At 66.4% G+C, this 15,244-nt stretch carries 16 protein-coding genes; 11 read left to right on the top strand and 5 right to left on the bottom strand.

What is annotated here, in order from left to right:
• Nucleotides 1-125 precede the first annotated feature (125 nt).
• Both ACTIMO_RS06950 and ACTIMO_RS06955 read left to right on the top strand, forming a co-directional pair.
• Nucleotides 126-1,118 carry a hypothetical protein gene (locus ACTIMO_RS06950; RefSeq protein ID WP_448181930.1) on the top strand — a complete coding sequence of 331 codons (993 nt, stop codon included), beginning with the start codon at nt 126-128 and terminating at the stop codon, nt 1,116-1,118.
• Nucleotides 1,111-2,568: a hypothetical protein gene (locus ACTIMO_RS06955; RefSeq protein WP_448181931.1), complete on the top strand. Its 1,458-nt coding sequence runs from the start codon at nt 1,111-1,113 to the stop codon at nt 2,566-2,568. Before ACTIMO_RS06950 ends, ACTIMO_RS06955 begins: the two co-directional genes overlap by 8 nt.
• Before the next feature lie 117 nt (nt 2,569-2,685).
• Here ACTIMO_RS06955 and ACTIMO_RS06960 read toward each other — a convergent pair whose 3' ends face one another.
• Nucleotides 2,686-3,105 carry a GlcG/HbpS family heme-binding protein gene (locus tag ACTIMO_RS06960; protein WP_448181932.1) on the bottom strand — a complete coding sequence of 140 codons (420 nt, stop codon included), beginning with the start codon at nt 3,103-3,105 and terminating at the stop codon, nt 2,686-2,688.
• Nucleotides 3,106-3,277: 172 nt separating this feature from the next.
• Between ACTIMO_RS06960 and ACTIMO_RS06965 the strand changes: the two genes are divergently transcribed.
• From ACTIMO_RS06965 to dhaK, 4 genes are read left to right on the top strand one after another with little or no spacing between them, the layout of a single operon-like run.
• Nucleotides 3,278-4,141 (top strand): class II fructose-bisphosphate aldolase, encoded by an 864-nt coding sequence (locus ACTIMO_RS06965; protein WP_448181933.1) that lies wholly within the window; start codon nt 3,278-3,280, stop codon nt 4,139-4,141.
• Nucleotides 4,142-4,143: 2 nt separating this feature from the next.
• Complete coding sequence (locus ACTIMO_RS06970; protein WP_448181934.1) at nt 4,144-4,950, top strand: HAD-IA family hydrolase; 807 nt, start codon at nt 4,144-4,146, stop codon at nt 4,948-4,950.
• A complete protein-coding gene (gene dhaL / locus ACTIMO_RS06975; RefSeq protein WP_448181935.1) occupies nt 4,947-5,579 on the top strand; it encodes a dihydroxyacetone kinase subunit DhaL in 633 nt (210 codons plus the stop codon). Before ACTIMO_RS06970 ends, dhaL begins: the two co-directional genes overlap by 4 nt.
• 49 nt (nt 5,580-5,628) lie before the next feature.
• The gene (dhaK, locus tag ACTIMO_RS06980; RefSeq protein WP_448181936.1) at nt 5,629-6,624 is read left to right on the top strand and encodes a dihydroxyacetone kinase subunit DhaK; all 996 of its coding nucleotides are present in this window, start codon (nt 5,629-5,631) and stop codon (nt 6,622-6,624) included.
• Nucleotides 6,625-6,721: 97 nt separating this feature from the next.
• Here the strand turns inward: dhaK and ACTIMO_RS06985 are convergent, their stop codons facing one another.
• A complete protein-coding gene (locus ACTIMO_RS06985) occupies nt 6,722-6,859 on the bottom strand; it encodes a hypothetical protein (protein WP_448181937.1) in 138 nt (45 codons plus the stop codon).
• Between ACTIMO_RS06985 and ACTIMO_RS06990 the strand changes: the two genes are divergently transcribed.
• Nucleotides 6,858-7,469 carry a hypothetical protein gene (locus tag ACTIMO_RS06990; protein ID WP_448181938.1) on the top strand — a complete coding sequence of 204 codons (612 nt, stop codon included), beginning with the start codon at nt 6,858-6,860 and terminating at the stop codon, nt 7,467-7,469. The genes ACTIMO_RS06985 and ACTIMO_RS06990 overlap by 2 nt on opposite strands.
• Before the next feature lie 235 nt (nt 7,470-7,704).
• A complete protein-coding gene (locus ACTIMO_RS06995; protein WP_448181939.1) occupies nt 7,705-8,931 on the top strand; it encodes a tellurite resistance TerB family protein in 1,227 nt (408 codons plus the stop codon).
• Between the two features lie 213 nt (nt 8,932-9,144).
• On the opposite strand, the gene ACTIMO_RS07000 is transcribed toward ACTIMO_RS06995, so the two are convergent.
• A complete protein-coding gene (locus ACTIMO_RS07000; RefSeq protein WP_448181940.1) occupies nt 9,145-9,909 on the bottom strand; it encodes a hypothetical protein in 765 nt (254 codons plus the stop codon).
• 255 nt (nt 9,910-10,164) lie between these two features.
• Nucleotides 10,165-10,848 carry a class F sortase gene (locus ACTIMO_RS07005; RefSeq protein WP_448181941.1) on the bottom strand — a complete coding sequence of 228 codons (684 nt, stop codon included), beginning with the start codon at nt 10,846-10,848 and terminating at the stop codon, nt 10,165-10,167.
• Between the two features lie 258 nt (nt 10,849-11,106).
• On the opposite strand from ACTIMO_RS07005, the gene ACTIMO_RS07010 reads away from it, so the two are divergent.
• Entirely contained in the window at nt 11,107-12,588 is a 1,482-nt protein-coding gene (locus ACTIMO_RS07010; RefSeq protein ID WP_448181942.1) for an excalibur calcium-binding domain-containing protein, read from the top strand.
• 76 nt (nt 12,589-12,664) lie between these two features.
• Here ACTIMO_RS07010 and ACTIMO_RS07015 read toward each other — a convergent pair whose 3' ends face one another.
• Entirely contained in the window at nt 12,665-13,567 is a 903-nt protein-coding gene (locus ACTIMO_RS07015; protein ID WP_448181943.1) for an aldo/keto reductase, read from the bottom strand.
• Nucleotides 13,568-13,636: 69 nt separating this feature from the next.
• Here ACTIMO_RS07015 and ACTIMO_RS07020 point away from each other — a divergent pair, with 69 nt between their 5' ends.
• Nucleotides 13,637-13,828, top strand: a complete 192-nt coding sequence (locus ACTIMO_RS07020) for a hypothetical protein (protein WP_152815345.1) — start codon at nt 13,637-13,639, stop codon at nt 13,826-13,828.
• Nucleotides 13,829-13,835: 7 nt separating this feature from the next.
• Nucleotides 13,836-15,227, top strand: a complete 1,392-nt coding sequence (locus ACTIMO_RS07025; RefSeq protein ID WP_448181944.1) for an amidase — start codon at nt 13,836-13,838, stop codon at nt 15,225-15,227.
• Nucleotides 15,228-15,244 lie beyond the last annotated feature (17 nt).

A 15,244-nucleotide genomic window follows, 5' to 3' on the forward strand; every position in this document is an offset into this window, starting at 1 on the left:
GCAGGGAATCTCACGGAACAGGAGTTCGTGCGTTATACCCAGGTGTCCTTTGGATCAGAAGCTGAACGGTCACCCGCAGTCGATACTCTCTCCTCAGCAATAGTTAGCGAAGGAGTTGAGAAGAGATGGCTGCACATTTCGACGTCAGCAATGCGAAAGAGGGCATCGGTAGGGCCCTGCGAGGCGCTTCCACTCATATCGTCGAGCACGCTGGAAGCGTCAAGCAGACTGCCAAAGACGCTACAGAAGCCGCCAAAGACAAAGTCGAGAAGCTGGCTGCGAAGGCAGCAGACCCCTACGAAGAAGTCATCGCGGAGTACAACGCAGCCTTCACCGCGATGAGCGACAAGGGAGATACACTCCTGCGCCAGCGCGAACGGTCGGCGGACCTGATCGAGCTCGTCGAATTGCTGGTGAACAGCATCGCGAACACGCCGAAGTCGTTCGAGTCCTCACTGGGTGAAATCGACGCCCAAAGAGCCCGGTTCCTGGATGCGGAGGAGTTCGCCCGTAAGGATCTCGAAGCCGCGAAGCGTTCTGCTGCAGGCGCCGGCGCCGGCTTTGCTACGGGAGCTGCAGTCGTGAGCGTTGCACCGACGGCTGCCATGTGGGTTGCCACTACTTTCGGTGCTGCGTCCACTGGCACCGCGATCTCCACACTTTCCGGGGCCGCCGCGAGCAACGCCGCTCTCGCCTGGCTGGGCGGCGGCGCCCTGGCCGCGGGAGGTGGAGGTACCGCTGCGGGAGGTGCCCTGTTGGCTCTGGCTGGCCCTGTTGGATGGACGGTCGCAGGGGCTTCCCTCCTCGCGTCGGTCGTGCTGCTCTCGAAGAAGAAGTTGGAGACGCGGGAGGCAAAGCAGGAAGCACTGGCTGCGCTGAAGCGGAACATCGCGTCGGTCAAGGGCGGTGACGCTCAGATTGATGATCTCCTTCAGAAGACAACGGCGCTGCGTATCGAGCTGAGGGGCTCTTATGTCGGAGCGTTGGCGTGCTTCGGCGCTGACTTCAGGTCGCTTTCGACTTCCCAGCAGGACAGCCTGGCGGTCCTGGTGAACAACACGAAGTCGTGCGCGGCCCTGCTGTCTAAGCGTGTCGAGTGGGTCGTCGTTGATGAATGACTTCGCGAAGTTCATCAAGAGCAACCAGGAGCAGGCACTTGCCTCCTGGGTGAACTATCTCAACCAGGTACGCATCGACGAGCTACTGAGCTCGTTCAGACAGCAGGACGAGAACCTCCTGAACGCACTGAGCAGCATTGCTGAAGCTACCAAGAGGATCAATCTCGAGGTGGTCACCTCCAATCGCGGAGGCCAGCACGGCATGCACGGCTTCATTGCGGAGCTCGCTGAGGTGGGTATCGGCAATGCCCGCAAGCAGGTCCTCGGCGAGGATTCTGTTTACCAGTGGGTCAACGATAACGGGCCCGTGGACCTTATCCGCAGCGGTGTGGACATCCAGCAAAAGTTCGTCGCATCGGGAGGTCGCTTCTCACTGGGAGCAATCGTCGAGCACCTTGAAAAGTACCCCGACTACGTGAAGAACGGCGGGAAGTACCAGATTCCCTGTGATCACTTCAAGATGGTCGAACGCCTGCGCTCTATGTCACCGGAGGAAGCAGGAAAGCTGGCGCGCAGCGACGACGGGCCGTCCTTCACGGACTGGCGACGGATCGACGCGTTCTTCCGGCAGGGGTCGATCGACTTTGAATCGCTCGAACCTTCGACGCTTGAGTACCGTCAAGTCCAAAAGGGCACCTACGAGTCCACGATGACGGCCGAGGAAAACTCGCTTCGTTCCACCGACCGGTCTCTGCGTGACAACGCATATCAGGAGAGCCGGCCAGCTCTGCGAGGAGGAGCATCGGCGACCCTTACAGCCGCCGCAGTCGAGGGCGGGACTGCCTTCGTGCTGGCCGTGGTCTCCAAGAAGCGGGAAGGAAAGCCACTTCGAGAGTTCACTCAGCAGGACTGGCTCGATATCGCAGGCGAAACCGGCGTGAGCTTCGGCAAAGGTGGGATCCGAGGCTCCAGCATCTATGCGTTGACGAACTTCACGGTCACGTCCGCCGCGGTCGCCAGCTCAGTCGTCACTGCGACTTTTGGTATTGCAGAGCAGGCGAACAAGCTTCGCCGCGGTGAGATTGACGAGCTCGAGTTCATCGAAAACGCTGAGCTCCTGTCCTTAGAAGCCGCCGTGAGCGCGCTGTCCTCCTTCGTTGGCCAGGCGCTCATACCCGTTCCCGTACTCGGCGCCGTCATCGGCAACACGGTCGGCACCATCATGTACAGGACGGTCGCATCGTCCCTCTCCAAGCGAGAGACCGAGCTGATCGAGCGTTACGTGGACGAGCAACGCCTCCTCGACGGGCAACTCACCGCCGAGCACCAGGAACTCATACACAAGCTGGACGAGGGCATGTCCGACTATCTCGGACTGCTCGAACGAGCCTTCTCGCCTGACATGCAGATCGCACTTCTCGGATCAGCCGAGCTCGCCCGACAACTCGGCGTCCCTGCAGACGAGATCCTGGAGTCCAAAGAGAGGACCCGCGCCTACTTCCTCGATTAATCCCGTAGGCATCATTCCGGGCCGTCCTCACGATGCTCAAGCTAGTCCAACACGCTGCACGCCTCGAGGCGACGGTAAGAAAATTCAGCACCGTTCTTCCTCGGAGCATCAGTCGACTCAGTAGGCGGCGGCGCCGGCTGAGGCGACTTCCTGGTCCTGCTCGATGGTGCCGGTGGAGACACCGATGGCGCCCATGATGCTGCCGTCGCGCACCAGCGGGATGCCACCGGGGAACACCGCGAGCCGGCCGCCGTGGGCATCGCTCAGCCCGTAGATGGGGCCGTCCTGCCGGGTGACGCCCTGCAGGTCACCGGTCTCGCACTGGAACGCGATGGACGTGTAGGCCTTGTTGATCGCGATGCTGATGCTGCCGATGTTCGCGCCGTCCATCCGCACGTGCGCCTTCAGGTTCCCGCCGGCGTCGACCACGGCGATGTCCATCGGCTGGCCGATCTCCTCGGCCTTCGCTGCCGCGGCGTCGATGACGAGGCGGGCCTCTTTGGACGTGATGGTTTCGAGTACTGATTCGGGAGTCATGGGGGTCCTTCGTCGTCGAAGTGGGCGGCCGGGCGGCCGCGGCCCACTCAACCACGCGCATCCATTGCTGACGAGGTGGTGATTACCCCCAGGGGAAGGGCGGGAGAACCCCCATACCCAGCGTGGCCTCGCCCACCTAGCGTGGGGGTCAGCCTGACCAGGAGGAATCACCATGGCCGTTGTACCGCTGAAGAACATCGTCGACCCGGCATTCGAGGCACGCTACGGGGTGCCCGCCATCAATATCTTCAACGACCTGACCATGGAGGGCGTGCTCGCCGGCGCCGTGGAGGCCAACTCCCCGGTGATCCTGCAGACTTCCGTGAAGACCGTGCGCAGTATCGGCTCGCGGGTGCTCTTCGACATGTGGCAGTCGATGACGCGCGGCATCGAGGTGCCCGTCACCCTGCACCTTGACCACTGTCCGGACCGGGACGTCGTCACCGAATGCCTGAAGGCCGGCTGGAACTCGGTGCTCTTCGACGCCTCCAACCTCCCGGTCGAGGAGAACCAGCGCCAGACCGTGGAGGTCGTCGCCGAGGCCCGCAGCTACGGCGCCCAGGTGGAGGGCGAGATCGAGGCCATCACCGGCGTCGAGGACGATCACGGGTCCGACGACGTCTCGAAGCAGCAGAGCCTCGAGGTGGCGCTCGCGTTCATCGACGCCACCGGGATCGACGTCTTCGCCCCCTCGATCGGCAACGCCCACGGCAGCTACAAGGCCGCGCCGGTGCTTGACGTCGAACGCGTCACGCAGATCGTCGAGGCGCGCAAGGTGCCCATCGCCCTGCACGGCGGTAGCGGCCTGAGCCCCGAGCAGTTCGCCGACCTCATCGCCCGCGGCTGCGCGAAGGTCAACATCTCCACGGCCCTCAAGGAGACGTACATGCAGTCCAGCCTGGCGTTCCTGAAGCAGGCGGAGCAGAACAACACGTGGGATCCGCCGTCGCTGTTCAAGCACACGCGGGCCGACATCGTCGCGATGGTCACCGATCTCTGCGGCCAGTTCGGCAGCGCGGGCAAGGGCGGCCGCTGATCATGCCGGCCCTGATCTTCGACTGCGACGGCGTGCTCGCCGACACCGAGCAGTACGGCCACCTCCCCGCGTTCAACCAGACCTTCGCCGACTTCGACGTGCCCGTGCAGTGGAGCGTCGAGGAGTACGCCGAGAAGGTCAAGATCGGCGGCGGCAAGGAACGGATGAGGAGCATCCTGACGCCCTCGCTGGCCTCCACTCTCGGGCTGCAGGACGACGACGCCGTCGACGCCGCGATCCTCGCCTGGCACAAGCGGAAGACCGAGGTCTACAAGGGCCTCGTCGAAAGTGGTGTCATGCCTGCACGCCCGGGCATCGCGCGCATCGTGCAGGAGGCGCACGACGCCGGCTGGACCCTCGCCGTCGCGTCCACGTCCGCTGAACCCGCGGTGCGCGCCGTCCTGACGCACGCCGTCGGGGAGTCACTCGCCGCGCACTTCTCGGTGTTCGCCGGGGACGTGGTGCCGGCCAAGAAGCCCGCCCCGGACATCTACCTCCTGGCCCTGCGGGAGCTCGGGGTGTCCACGGAGGATGCGATCGTCGTCGAGGACAGCGGGAACGGGCTGCGCGCAGCCGTCGCCGCCGGACTCAGGACCGTGGTCACGGTCAGCGGCTTCACGCGGGAGGAGGACTTCACGGGCGCCTCGCTCGTGGTCAGTTCCCTCGGGGATCCCGACGGCGAGCAGGCCGAGGTCCTGGCGAGTCCCGTCGGCGTCGAGCCCTCCAACGTCGTCACCCTCGCCACCCTGCAGGAGCTGCTGTCCGCTCCCGCCCCACACGCCGCGAACACCGAAACGGAGACCTCATGAGCGCCACCGACCTCGCCGACGTCGAATACGCCGTCCATTCCCTGGCGCAGACCGCCGTCGACAAGGAGAAGGAGTTCGGCGATCTCGACGCCGTGGTGGGCGACGGCGACCTCGGCTACTCCCTCGCCCGCGGCTTCGAGAAGGTCCTCGCGGACTGGGACTCGTTCAAGCGCGACGACGTCGCCACGTTCCTGCAGCAGATCGCGCTCGCCATCTCCAGCAGGATCGGCGGGACGTCCGGGCCGCTCTGGGGGACTGCCTTCCTGCGGGCGTCCGCGGCCGCGAAGGCGGCGGACACGATCGACGGGACCGCCGTCGTCGCCATGCTCCGCGGGGCCACCGACGGCATCAAGGCCCGCGGCAACGCAGACCTCGGCGACAAGACCCTGCTCGACGCCCTGATCCCGGCAACCGACGAACTCGAACGCCAGCTGGCAGCCGGCGCGTCACCGGAGGAGTGCCGGACGGCGTTCGCGACGACGGTCCGCGAGTGCGCCGATGCGACGTCGACCCTCCAGGCCAAGCGCGGCCGTGCCAGCTACAGCGGGGAACGCAGCATCGGTTCGCCCGACGCCGGGGCGGTGGCCGTGGCGATCATCGTCGAGGGCATCGTGGCCGACTGGCCCTGACCCTTCTCCTCCTTCAACTCATCCCTACTCACAACGACTTGGAGCCCTCATGAAGAAGTTCGTCAACGATCCGCAGCAGTTCGTCCCGGAGATGCTCGAGGGCCTGGCGCTCGCGAATCCGGACACCCTGAAGTACGTGCCCGAGTACAACCTGATCATGCGCGCCGACGGTCCGGACCAGAACAAGGTGTCGATCGTGCAGGGCTCGGGGTCCGGGCACGAGCCGGCGCACGTGATGATCGTGGGCAAGGGCATGCTCGACGCCGCCTGCCCGGGTGACGTGTTCGCGGCGCCGCCGTTCGACTACGTGTACGAGACGACCAAGCTGATGGCGTCGCCCAAGGGCGTGCTGCTGCTGGTGAACAACTACACGGGCGACAAGATGGTGTTCGAGATGGCGCAGGAGATGTCCTCGGCCGAGGGTATCGAGGTCAAGACGCTGTTCATCAATGACGACGTCTCCGTGGAGGACTCGACCTACACGATCGGGCGCCGCGGGGTGGCGGGCAACTTCTTCGTCATCAAGGCCGTTGCTGCCGCCGCTGAGCGCGGGGCGGACCTCGATGAGGTCATCCGTATCGGCGAGAAGGTCAACTCGGTGACCCGGACCATGGGCGTAGCCCTGACCGCGTGCACCCCGCCGGCGAAGGGCAGCCCGCTGTTCGAACTGGGCGACGACGAGATCGAGATCGGCGTGGGCATCCACGGGGAGCCGGGGCGCCGTCGGGGAAAGATGATGTCGGCCAACGAGATCGTCGAGGAGATGCTGGCGCCGGTGGTGAAGGACCTGCCGTTCGGCGACGGCGACCGCGTGGCCCTGATGGTCAACGGCCTGGGCGGCACCCCGATCAGCGAGCTGTACCTGCTGTACGGGCAGGCGCACAAGCGGCTCGCGGAGCAGGGCATCAGCGTGGGCCGCAGCTACGTGGGGGAGTACTGCACGTCCCTGGACATGGCCGGTGCGTCCATCACGCTGGTCAGGCTCGACGACGAGATCGAGTCGCTGCTCATGGACCCGGCGGAAATTCCCATCCGGACGTTCTAAGTTTCAAGCGCACGACGGCGGGCCGGTCACCTTCGGGTGGGCGGCCCGCCTGTGTTCAACGGCCCTTCTCCCAATGCGCCTCAGTTCTACGCGGCTGTCAGAGAAGTGGCGTTCCTGAACGAATGATGCTGGAACCCAGCGCTACAGTGTGGCTGACCAGCCATGCGGACGAGTAGCTATAGCCTTGCGGCGGCGTGCCATCGATATTTTTGGCGCGTTCTGAAGCTTTCTTCATGGGGGTCTCCTTGGATTTGCTGGGCAATATGAGCCCCGATGTGCTCCGCGCCTTCCCGTGGGTTGCCGCCGCCCTTGTTGCACTGGTGTTCGGCGTGTGGCGCCCGCGCAATCTTCACTGGATCGTGCTCGGTGCGACACTGCTTTTCGCCGCGCTCAGCGGAGCAGCCGGGATCTACGTCCTGAGTCACTTCAGCGATCCACGGTGGGCGCCGGATGGCCAGACGCCTTTGAGTGCTCCGTCGCTCTCCGAAACGCCTCTCGTGGGCGAGTTCCTCGAGCCGCTTGACTCCGCTCTGGAAGGAGTAGTGGGAGGAGTGAATGACTTCCGGTCATTCCAACATGCACTTCCCATCGGGCTCGACTTCCTTTCTGATTCTGGATGGGCTTTGCTGGTGTCGTTCCCCTTGGTGATTCTTGCCGCGTGCGTCAGCTTCCTTGCTGCGCAGCGCCGGAAGGCGGACTTTAAGAAGTATCGCGCGACTGTCGATTCACTTAAGGACGAGCTGGAGCAGATCAAGCGGCAGATCTCATCGGGGTCTATCGGTGCCGTGGCGCCCACTTCATGGGATGAGGAGATGGGCCGGCCACCGGGAGGAAAACACAAGTGATGTGGCGGCGACGTCAGGAGCGATGTGTCACCCGGTTCGGTCGTAGGCGACACGTTGCACCTCTGGCCACGCGGAGTATGTGACCCTATCCGCTGATGAACTTCTGGCGAAGGTCGCCCGCCCCATGTGCAGCGCGAACTTACAGGGTTCGATGTTCGGCTTCTGTTGCACTACAGTCACATCAATCGACGTACTGCGTAAGTCGTGCGAGCGTTCCCGTACATCGAGGCACCGTGTGACGAGCGTGCTCGTCGGCGTGTCACTTTCGTTGAGATGCCAGCGGTGTTGTCATGAGCAGACAGCCTTTTCTGGCACGAAATCCTCTTGGGGGACCCCCTCTATGACCCGAGCTCCTATTGACTCAGTTATCGTCGACGACGCGAATGATGCTGAGGGGGAATTTGTCGAGGACGAGCGAGCTAAGCTTCGAGATTTCATCAGAGGGTTGAGCCCGGACGATATCAGATCAGGTGGATGGTTCACGAAGCTCATCTCTGGAGCTCTTGGTGCCTACACCACGAAGGTCAACTGGGAGTACTTCCAGGAGAAGTACGAGGGTGTTCCCGCCGACGCCATCGTCGACCAGCGCGTTAAGATGGCAGCCCGTTTTGCGGCGCTTGAAGGCGGACTATCCGCAGGAGCTTACACCGCGACCATCGCCGCTACTCTTGGGAGCCTTGGTGGGGCCAGCCCTGCAACTGTCCCGGCTGCCATCGCCACCGTCATGGTTGATGTTGCATTCATTACTCAACTCCAGCTTCGTCTGGCTTACGACATCGCGGTTCTGTATCGAGTGCCACTCGACCTGTCCGACCCTGATGACCTTTGGAAACTCGTCCGAGTAGCATTCACCATCAAGAGCGGTGAAGCTGTGCGCGAGGGTGTGGTTAAGGTGGTTCCGGCGATTATGCGGCCCGTCATCAAACGCTTTTATTCCGGGTCTGTCCTCGCCGCCTCAAAGGGATTGCCTGTCGTCGGCAGGCACCTACTACAGCGCAACGTCCTAAAGGTTGGCATTCCGCTTGTGGGCGTTCCAATTGCCGTGGTGCTGAATCGCTATACGACCCTTCTCGCAGGACGTCATGCGCAAGCAGTCTTCCGCAGTGAGGCTCGCATAATCGAGCTAGCCGAAGATCTCAGCTTGCGTAGTCGACACCCACAGTTGATGCTGTGGGTCGCGTGGCTCGTCATAAAAGCGGACCACAAGGTAGCTGATGAGGAGGCGCTGTTGATCAGGCACCTAGTGAAGCTTGCCCGAGAAGACCATCAAATCATTGATGATCAGCTTGCCCGGCTCGTCGATATTGACCCCGCCGATGTTTGGCGCCGCATTGACGCCGAACCCGGGGATTTGAGCGACATCCTTGATGTGGCCAATCGAGTCGCCACGGTCGATGGTGCCGTCAGCACCCGCGAGGAAGCAGTCATTTCCGAACTTCGGTACCGTTGCGGTCAGCTCTAGAGCAGGCAAGGCATCACAGACGCCCCTCCCGGTTCACCGGTAACCGTGGACGGCGGCGTTACGAGCCCCTTTGCTCACAAGCAGTTGTCACTTGCGTATCGATCGGAAGCCGGAAGCCGGAAGCCGGAAGCCGGAAGCCGGAAGCCGCGGGCGGCAATGGCACCGAGCAGTTGTCGCAGCATCGTCCTTAGCGGTACGTGCGCAACCATAAGCTCAGATCTCGCCCGCCAGTACATCCACATGCACGTGGTCGACGTGCCGGAGGATCTCATTCGCCGGCGCGGGGGCGTCGTAGGGGTGCCACCCGCCCCGAGCGATGCGCGCGCTCCAGAACTGATCGTCGAAGATGACGTACTGGATGTCCAGGTCTTCGGCATGGGCGAGGAGCCAGTGGGAGAGCGCCCAGCCCTGCCGCCGGTTCTCTTCGGACACAGGACGGAAGAACACATCGATGGCACGCCCGTCGTAGTGCGTCGATTCCCCGCCGTGCCCGGAGCCGACGCCGCCAGGCTCGAACCCGCCCAGGCTCTGCTCGCCGAACACCTCGGCCATGGATGTCCGCACCTGCTCGGCCCTCGGTGTCAGGCCCGACGGCGTCAGCTCCTCCACCTGGAGGTCCGCGTCCACGCTGCCCCGGCAACTGAGGACCGCCCCGGCGTCGTCCACGGGCCCGTCGGCAAGAGCCTGCAGAACGCCCTCCTCGACGTCCGCAGGCGCCGCAGCCTCGACGCCACGCGCCTGCAGTGCAACCGCCGTCGTCGCCTGTTGGGCCTGGTCGCGCGTCAGTCCGACCTCTCCGCCCGGCGTCTGCACCGTGCACTCCGACCCGCCGAGGAGTGGACCGCTGCCGGCGCGCAGCCCACCGACGAGCCCCGGACCCATCAGCACGAGCACCGCTACGACGGCTGCGACCACCACGAGCCCGAGCAGGGCCGCGGCAGCGCGCCGTCGACGCCGCACAACGCTGCTACTGACCACAGCCGGCACCAGTCTCGCGAAGGACCGGGTAGGCACCGCACGCCGTCGCGCCTCGGCAGGCACGTGTTGTGCTGGTCCAGCTCACTGACGCCAACCCTTCCGTTGCGATGCCATGATTCGCCCGACCGTCGGGAAGAGCGTCTGAAGGGTTAAGGGACGGGAGACCCGGAAGGTTCCTTGCAACGGATCAATGTCGGAGGAGTCGAGGACTGAGAGCAGAGGACCTGCCGGGCCACCCGCCTGGCGGCCAGCGGCTCAGGTCACCTGCAGCGTCGCGTAGACGACGTAGTTGTCATCGAACAGGCCGGTCTCCGGGTCGTACCCATCACAGGTGATCAGGCGCAGTTCCGCCCCGTTGGTGTTGCCGTAGACCTGGATCGTGGGGAACTCGTCCTTCGCGTACTGCTCGCCGCGCTGGACGACGAATGTCGCCACGGAGCCGTCCTGTCGGGTCACCTCGATCGTGTCGCCCTCGCCGAGGTCGCGGAGGGAGGCGAAGACACCCGCTCCGCCGTCGGTGGCGTTGACATGCCCGAGGACGACGGCGGGGCCGCGCTCGCCCGGCGTCGGCGACTGGTTGTACCAACCGGCGGGGGACCCGGGCTCGCCGGGCGGCACCTCGAGGGACCCGTCGTCCTGCAGCCCGAGCGACATGAGGTCCGTAGTCGTGCCGGTGGACGGCAGGCTCAAGGTAACAGGCTCGGACCGCGGCAGAACCTCCGGCAGAGCGTCGGGAACGGCGTCGGGAGCGGTGGTCGGAGCGGTCGCGGCGTCAGGCGTCGGCACACCGGCCGTGGCCGTCGCGGATGCCGACGGCGGCGCCGGCGAGGGGGAGGCGACGACGGTTGCCTGCTCGGTGGCGCAGCCTGCCAGGAGAAGAACGGCGATCGCCGCGGAGGCGGCGAAGCGCCCGTGGCGGCCGAAGGAGGAGTCGATCATCGCCTCATTCTCTACGACGCGGCTGAACGGTGCGTGTGCACGGGTGGTCCGGGGGCAAAGCTTCATCTCAGGCCGATCTTCACCTACGCCGCTCGTGTCCGGTCTCCTTGGCGCGTTCATGCCTGAACGCACGTTCTACACTTCAGACTGTCGCGTCATCACTCGATGACAGCGCTTTCTCGCGTACACCAATGGGGTTCCATGCTGCCGTCTTCACCTCCGCCTGCCCACAAGCCGTCACCCACGGGAGGCTTCTACGTGCAGAGGTCCACCGCCGTGCTTGCGGGTGTCGCCCTGTTCCTCGTCGTGATCGGCCTCATCGTCAGCGGTCTGAGCGGGGGCATCATCATGGCGGCCGTCGTCGCCCTCGTCACCGGCCTCTACACGGCCGTGACGAACCGGCCCTCCTGGGCGCGCCTGAATGGGCGCAGGGCGGGCGCCATCACCGCCGGCGCGAGCGTCGTCGCGCTCCTCATCGGCGGAGCGATCGCCCCGGCCGACGAGTCCGTACCGACCGCGGTCGCCGAGCAGACCCAGGAGGCTGCGCCGGAGGCGACGCCGACGACGGCCGCCTCGACAGCCCCGGCCACGCCGTCGCCCTCCGCGAGCCCGACGCCCACGCGCACGCCGTCTGCCACTCCGACGCCGACGGACGCTGATGTCGCACCCCTCGACGGTGACGCCGTCGTCGACGCAGCAGGGACGCCGCGTGCGCCGGCCGAGCAGCCGGCCGCGAACACGACGGCGCTGGCACTCCTCGAGACCCTGGCCATCAAGGGCCGTGCACCGAAGACCGGGTACGACCGCGAGCAGTTCGGCCAGGCCTGGCTCGACGTCGACCGGAACGGGTGCGACACCCGCAACGACATGCTCAACCGTGATCTGACGGACATCGTGCACACGAATGCCGTGCCCTGCAAGGTGCAGTCGGGCATGCTGGCCGACCCGTACACGGCGATGTCGATCGCCTTCCAGCGTGGACAGTCGACGAGCACGAAGGTGCAGATCGACCACGTCGTGGCCCTGTCCGACGCCTGGCAGAAGGGTGCGCAGCAGCTCACCTTCGACCAGCGCGTCGCCTTCGCCAACGATCCACTGAACCTGCAGTCCACCGACGGACCGACGAACCAGCAGAAGGGTGCGGGCGACGCCGCCACCTGGTTGCCGCCGAACAAGGGCTACCGCTGCGAGTACGTCGCGCGGCAGGTGTCCGTGAAGGCGACCTACACCCTCTGGGTGACGCAGGCGGAGCACGACGCGATGGCGCGCATCCTGTCCGACTGCAATGGCATCCTGGCCCCGACCAACCAGATGGCGCCGTCGGTGACTGCACCGCCCGAGCCGGTCGAGACTGCGCCGTCGCCGGAGCCGGTACCGGAGGCGCCCGTCGTCGCGCCCGCGCCGGGGCCGTTCGCGAACTGTAGCGAAGCCGCAGCAGCCGGCTTCTCGAACATCCCCGTCGGCTCAGCCGCGTACTCACCCGACCAGGACGGCGACGGAGACGGCGTCGCCTGCGAGGGCGGAGCGTCGGAGCCGGTCGCTCCGGCACCTGTGCCGGTTGCGCCCGCTCCGGTCGCGCCGGCCCCGGTAGCACCTGCTCCCGTCGCGCCGGCCCCTGCACCGGTCTACGCCAACTGCGACGCGGTCCGCGCAGCGGGCGCAGCACCGATCTACGCCGGCACGCCTGGCTTCCAGCCGAAGTTCGACCGGGACGGCGACGGCATCGGCTGCGACAGCTAGCCCGACCTCATTACGAACGGCGGCGGGGCAGTCACCGAGAGTGACTGCCCCGCCGTCGTCGTCTGCCCGGGACGAGCTACATGCTCCAGAGCTCCGCGTGCACATCCGTCTCGTCCGACCAGCGGTGCTGCAGGGCGAAGAGTTCGTCGACGATGTCCCGCGGCAGAGGCTCGATGTCCCGGCTGAAGGAGAGGAGCTCACGGAGGTTCTCCTCGCGGCTCGCCGAGCCGACCGTGGAGACGACCTGCGGGGTGCTGTGGGCGAAGCGCAGGCAGAACTCCGCCCAGCTCGCGACACCGGAACGCTCGAAGATGGGAGCCACCTCGACGGCCCGCTCCTGGAGGTACGGCTTCCAGGCGGCGCCCGGCACGTCACGGAGGGTGTGGACGGGGGCGCCGGCGACGGTCCGCATCGAGATGATCGCCTTGTCCTGCGCGAGCAGCTCGTCCCACAGCTCGTTCGACGCGAAGCGCTGCAGCGGGTTGAGGTAGAAGATGTAGCCGTCGATCAGACCGTCGAGGTGCCCGGCCCGGAGCGCTGCGAGGGGAGCCTCCGATGTCCAGGGGAAGATCTCGAGGACGAAGCGTCCCACCAGCCCTTCGTCCGTGATGCGCTGCAGCTCGGTGAGCACCGGTCCGCTGGTTCGCATGTCATCGGCGAACGCCCCGACGCCGGTGAGCTGGCCGATGTCGATGGAGCTGATTCCCAGGGGCTCGATGTTCTCCGCGATGGTCGCCCGGACGTCGTCGGCCGTCCCGCCGCCCAGCTTCACGATGACCGGCGGGACCTTCGTCCGGTCCTCGGCGAACGCGGCGCCGAGGACCTCGAGGGCGTGGTCGTACTGCCGGGACGTGTGCAGCCACAGACCGGTGTCGATGGCGGTCCGGGCCATATGGGCCTGCTGGTCGCGGGGGACGTCGTCGTGCCCCAGCCGGGTGGTGCCGTAGATGTACGGAGGGAGGTCTGCGAGAGGCTTCATTGCCTCAGGCTACCGGTCCTGTGCGGCGCCGACACCGAGGTGCTCCGGTGCACCGGCTACGGTCGAGGTATGAGCGAATCCACCCCTGACCAGGCCTTCGTGCGGGCCATCGCCCTGCAGGCCCGCCTCGACCTCCCCGAGGAGCGCGTCGCGGATCTGGCGGCGGCCGCCGCACCGATCCATGCCCGGCTCCGCACCCTCTCCGCCGTCGACCTCGGCGAGACAGCACCGGCCCTCTCCTTCGACGCGGCGTGGGACTGAGGCGCCGATGCAGCCCTATGAACTGACCCTCACCGAGGCCTCCGCCAGCATCTCCTCCGGCGAGCTCTCGCCGCGGGAACTGACCGAGTCCGCGCTCGCCCGCATCGAGGCCGTGGAGGGGCGCGTCCATGCCTTCGCCGCCGTCACCGCGGAGATCGCGCTCGCACAGGCGGACCGCGCCACCGCCGAGATCGCCCGGGGGACCTACCGCGGACCGCTGCACGGGATCCCCGTGGGCATCAAGGACCTGATGAACACCGCGGGGACCGCCACCACCGCCAGCTCGAAGGTCCGCGCGCAGTTCGTGCCCGACGCCGACGCGGCCGTCGTGGAGGCCGTCGGGCGCGCGGGGATGGTCATGGTGGGGAAGACTCACACCCACGAATTCGCGTACGGGGGAGTCACGCCCACCACCCGCAACCCCTGGAACCTCGAGCGCATGGCGGGTGGGTCCAGCGGTGGATCCGCCGCCGCGGTCGGTTACGGGGGAGTGCTCGCGGCCCTGGGCTCCGATACCGGCGGGTCCATCCGGATCCCGGCGTCGTTCTGCGGGACGGTGGGCCTCAAGCCGACCTTCGGCCGGGTCTCCCGCGTCGGCGTCGCCTCCCTGGCCTGGTCCCTGGACACCGTGGGGCCGCTGACCCGCAACGTCACCGACGCGGCCCTCGTGCTGAACGCGATCGCCGGCCACGACCCGCGCGACCCCGGCTCCGCGCGGACGCCCGTTCCCGACTTCACCGAGCGGCTGGAGGACGGCGTGGACGGTCTCCGGATCGGGATCCCGACCAACTTCTTCACGGAGGACCTCGACGGCGAGACGGACGCGGCCGTCGCAGCAGCCGTGCGGGTGCTGGAGGGCCTCGGCGCCGTCGTCGTGCCCGTCGTGGTCCCGAAGGCCGAGCACCTCGGTGCGGTGATCACCGGGATCATGATGCCCGAGGCCAGCGCCTATCACCGGCGGGCGCTGCGCGAGACGCCGGAACTGTTCACCGAGGAGGTCCGCAGCCTGCTGGAGGTGGGCGAGACCATCCTCGCGACCGACTACATCGACGCCCTCCGCTTCCGGCAGTCGATGAAGGACGCGTGGAAGGACATGATGCGGACGGTGGACGTCGTCGTCGCTCCGACCGTCCTCACCCCGGCGCTCCCCGCGCAGGACACGGAACGCTTCCGGCCGGACGGCACCAGCGAGGACGCGAACGTCGAGTTCGGCCGGCTGTCCATCCCGGCGAACCTCCTCGGGTTGCCGTCGCTCCAGGTGCCCTGCGGGTTCTCCGCCGCGGGCCTGCCGCTGGGCGTGCAGATCATGGGCAGGCCCTTCGCCGAGCAGACCGTCCTCGCCGTCGGCCGGGCGTACGAGCTGGCCACGGACACGGTGGGGAGGATCGCGCCCCTCTGATCCGGGCCGACCAGCGC

It is taken from the genome of Arthrobacter sp. CP30 (assembly GCF_053470025.1).

What these genes read in the sequence shown, in the direction of transcription:
- ACTIMO_RS06985 (WP_448181937.1), bottom strand. Translation starts at nt 6,859, where the DNA reads ATGAAGAAAGCTTCAGAACGCGCCAAAAATATCGATGGCACGCCGCCG.
- ACTIMO_RS06965 (WP_448181933.1), top strand. Translation starts at nt 3,278, where the DNA reads ATGGCCGTTGTACCGCTGAAGAACATCGTCGACCCGGCATTCGAGGCA.
- ACTIMO_RS06990 (WP_448181938.1), top strand. Translation starts at nt 6,858, where the DNA reads ATGGGGGTCTCCTTGGATTTGCTGGGCAATATGAGCCCCGATGTGCTC.
- ACTIMO_RS06950 (WP_448181930.1), top strand. Translation starts at nt 126, where the DNA reads ATGGCTGCACATTTCGACGTCAGCAATGCGAAAGAGGGCATCGGTAGG.
- ACTIMO_RS07015 (WP_448181943.1), bottom strand. Translation starts at nt 13,567, where the DNA reads ATGAAGCCTCTCGCAGACCTCCCTCCGTACATCTACGGCACCACCCGG.
- ACTIMO_RS06970 (WP_448181934.1), top strand. Translation starts at nt 4,144, where the DNA reads ATGCCGGCCCTGATCTTCGACTGCGACGGCGTGCTCGCCGACACCGAG.
- ACTIMO_RS06960 (WP_448181932.1), bottom strand. Translation starts at nt 3,105, where the DNA reads ATGACTCCCGAATCAGTACTCGAAACCATCACGTCCAAAGAGGCCCGC.
- ACTIMO_RS06955 (WP_448181931.1), top strand. Translation starts at nt 1,111, where the DNA reads ATGAATGACTTCGCGAAGTTCATCAAGAGCAACCAGGAGCAGGCACTT.
- ACTIMO_RS07025 (WP_448181944.1), top strand. Translation starts at nt 13,836, where the DNA reads ATGCAGCCCTATGAACTGACCCTCACCGAGGCCTCCGCCAGCATCTCC.
- ACTIMO_RS07020 (WP_152815345.1), top strand. Translation starts at nt 13,637, where the DNA reads ATGAGCGAATCCACCCCTGACCAGGCCTTCGTGCGGGCCATCGCCCTG.
- dhaK (WP_448181936.1), top strand. Translation starts at nt 5,629, where the DNA reads ATGAAGAAGTTCGTCAACGATCCGCAGCAGTTCGTCCCGGAGATGCTC.
- dhaL (WP_448181935.1), top strand. Translation starts at nt 4,947, where the DNA reads ATGAGCGCCACCGACCTCGCCGACGTCGAATACGCCGTCCATTCCCTG.
- ACTIMO_RS07005 (WP_448181941.1), bottom strand. Translation starts at nt 10,848, where the DNA reads ATGATCGACTCCTCCTTCGGCCGCCACGGGCGCTTCGCCGCCTCCGCG.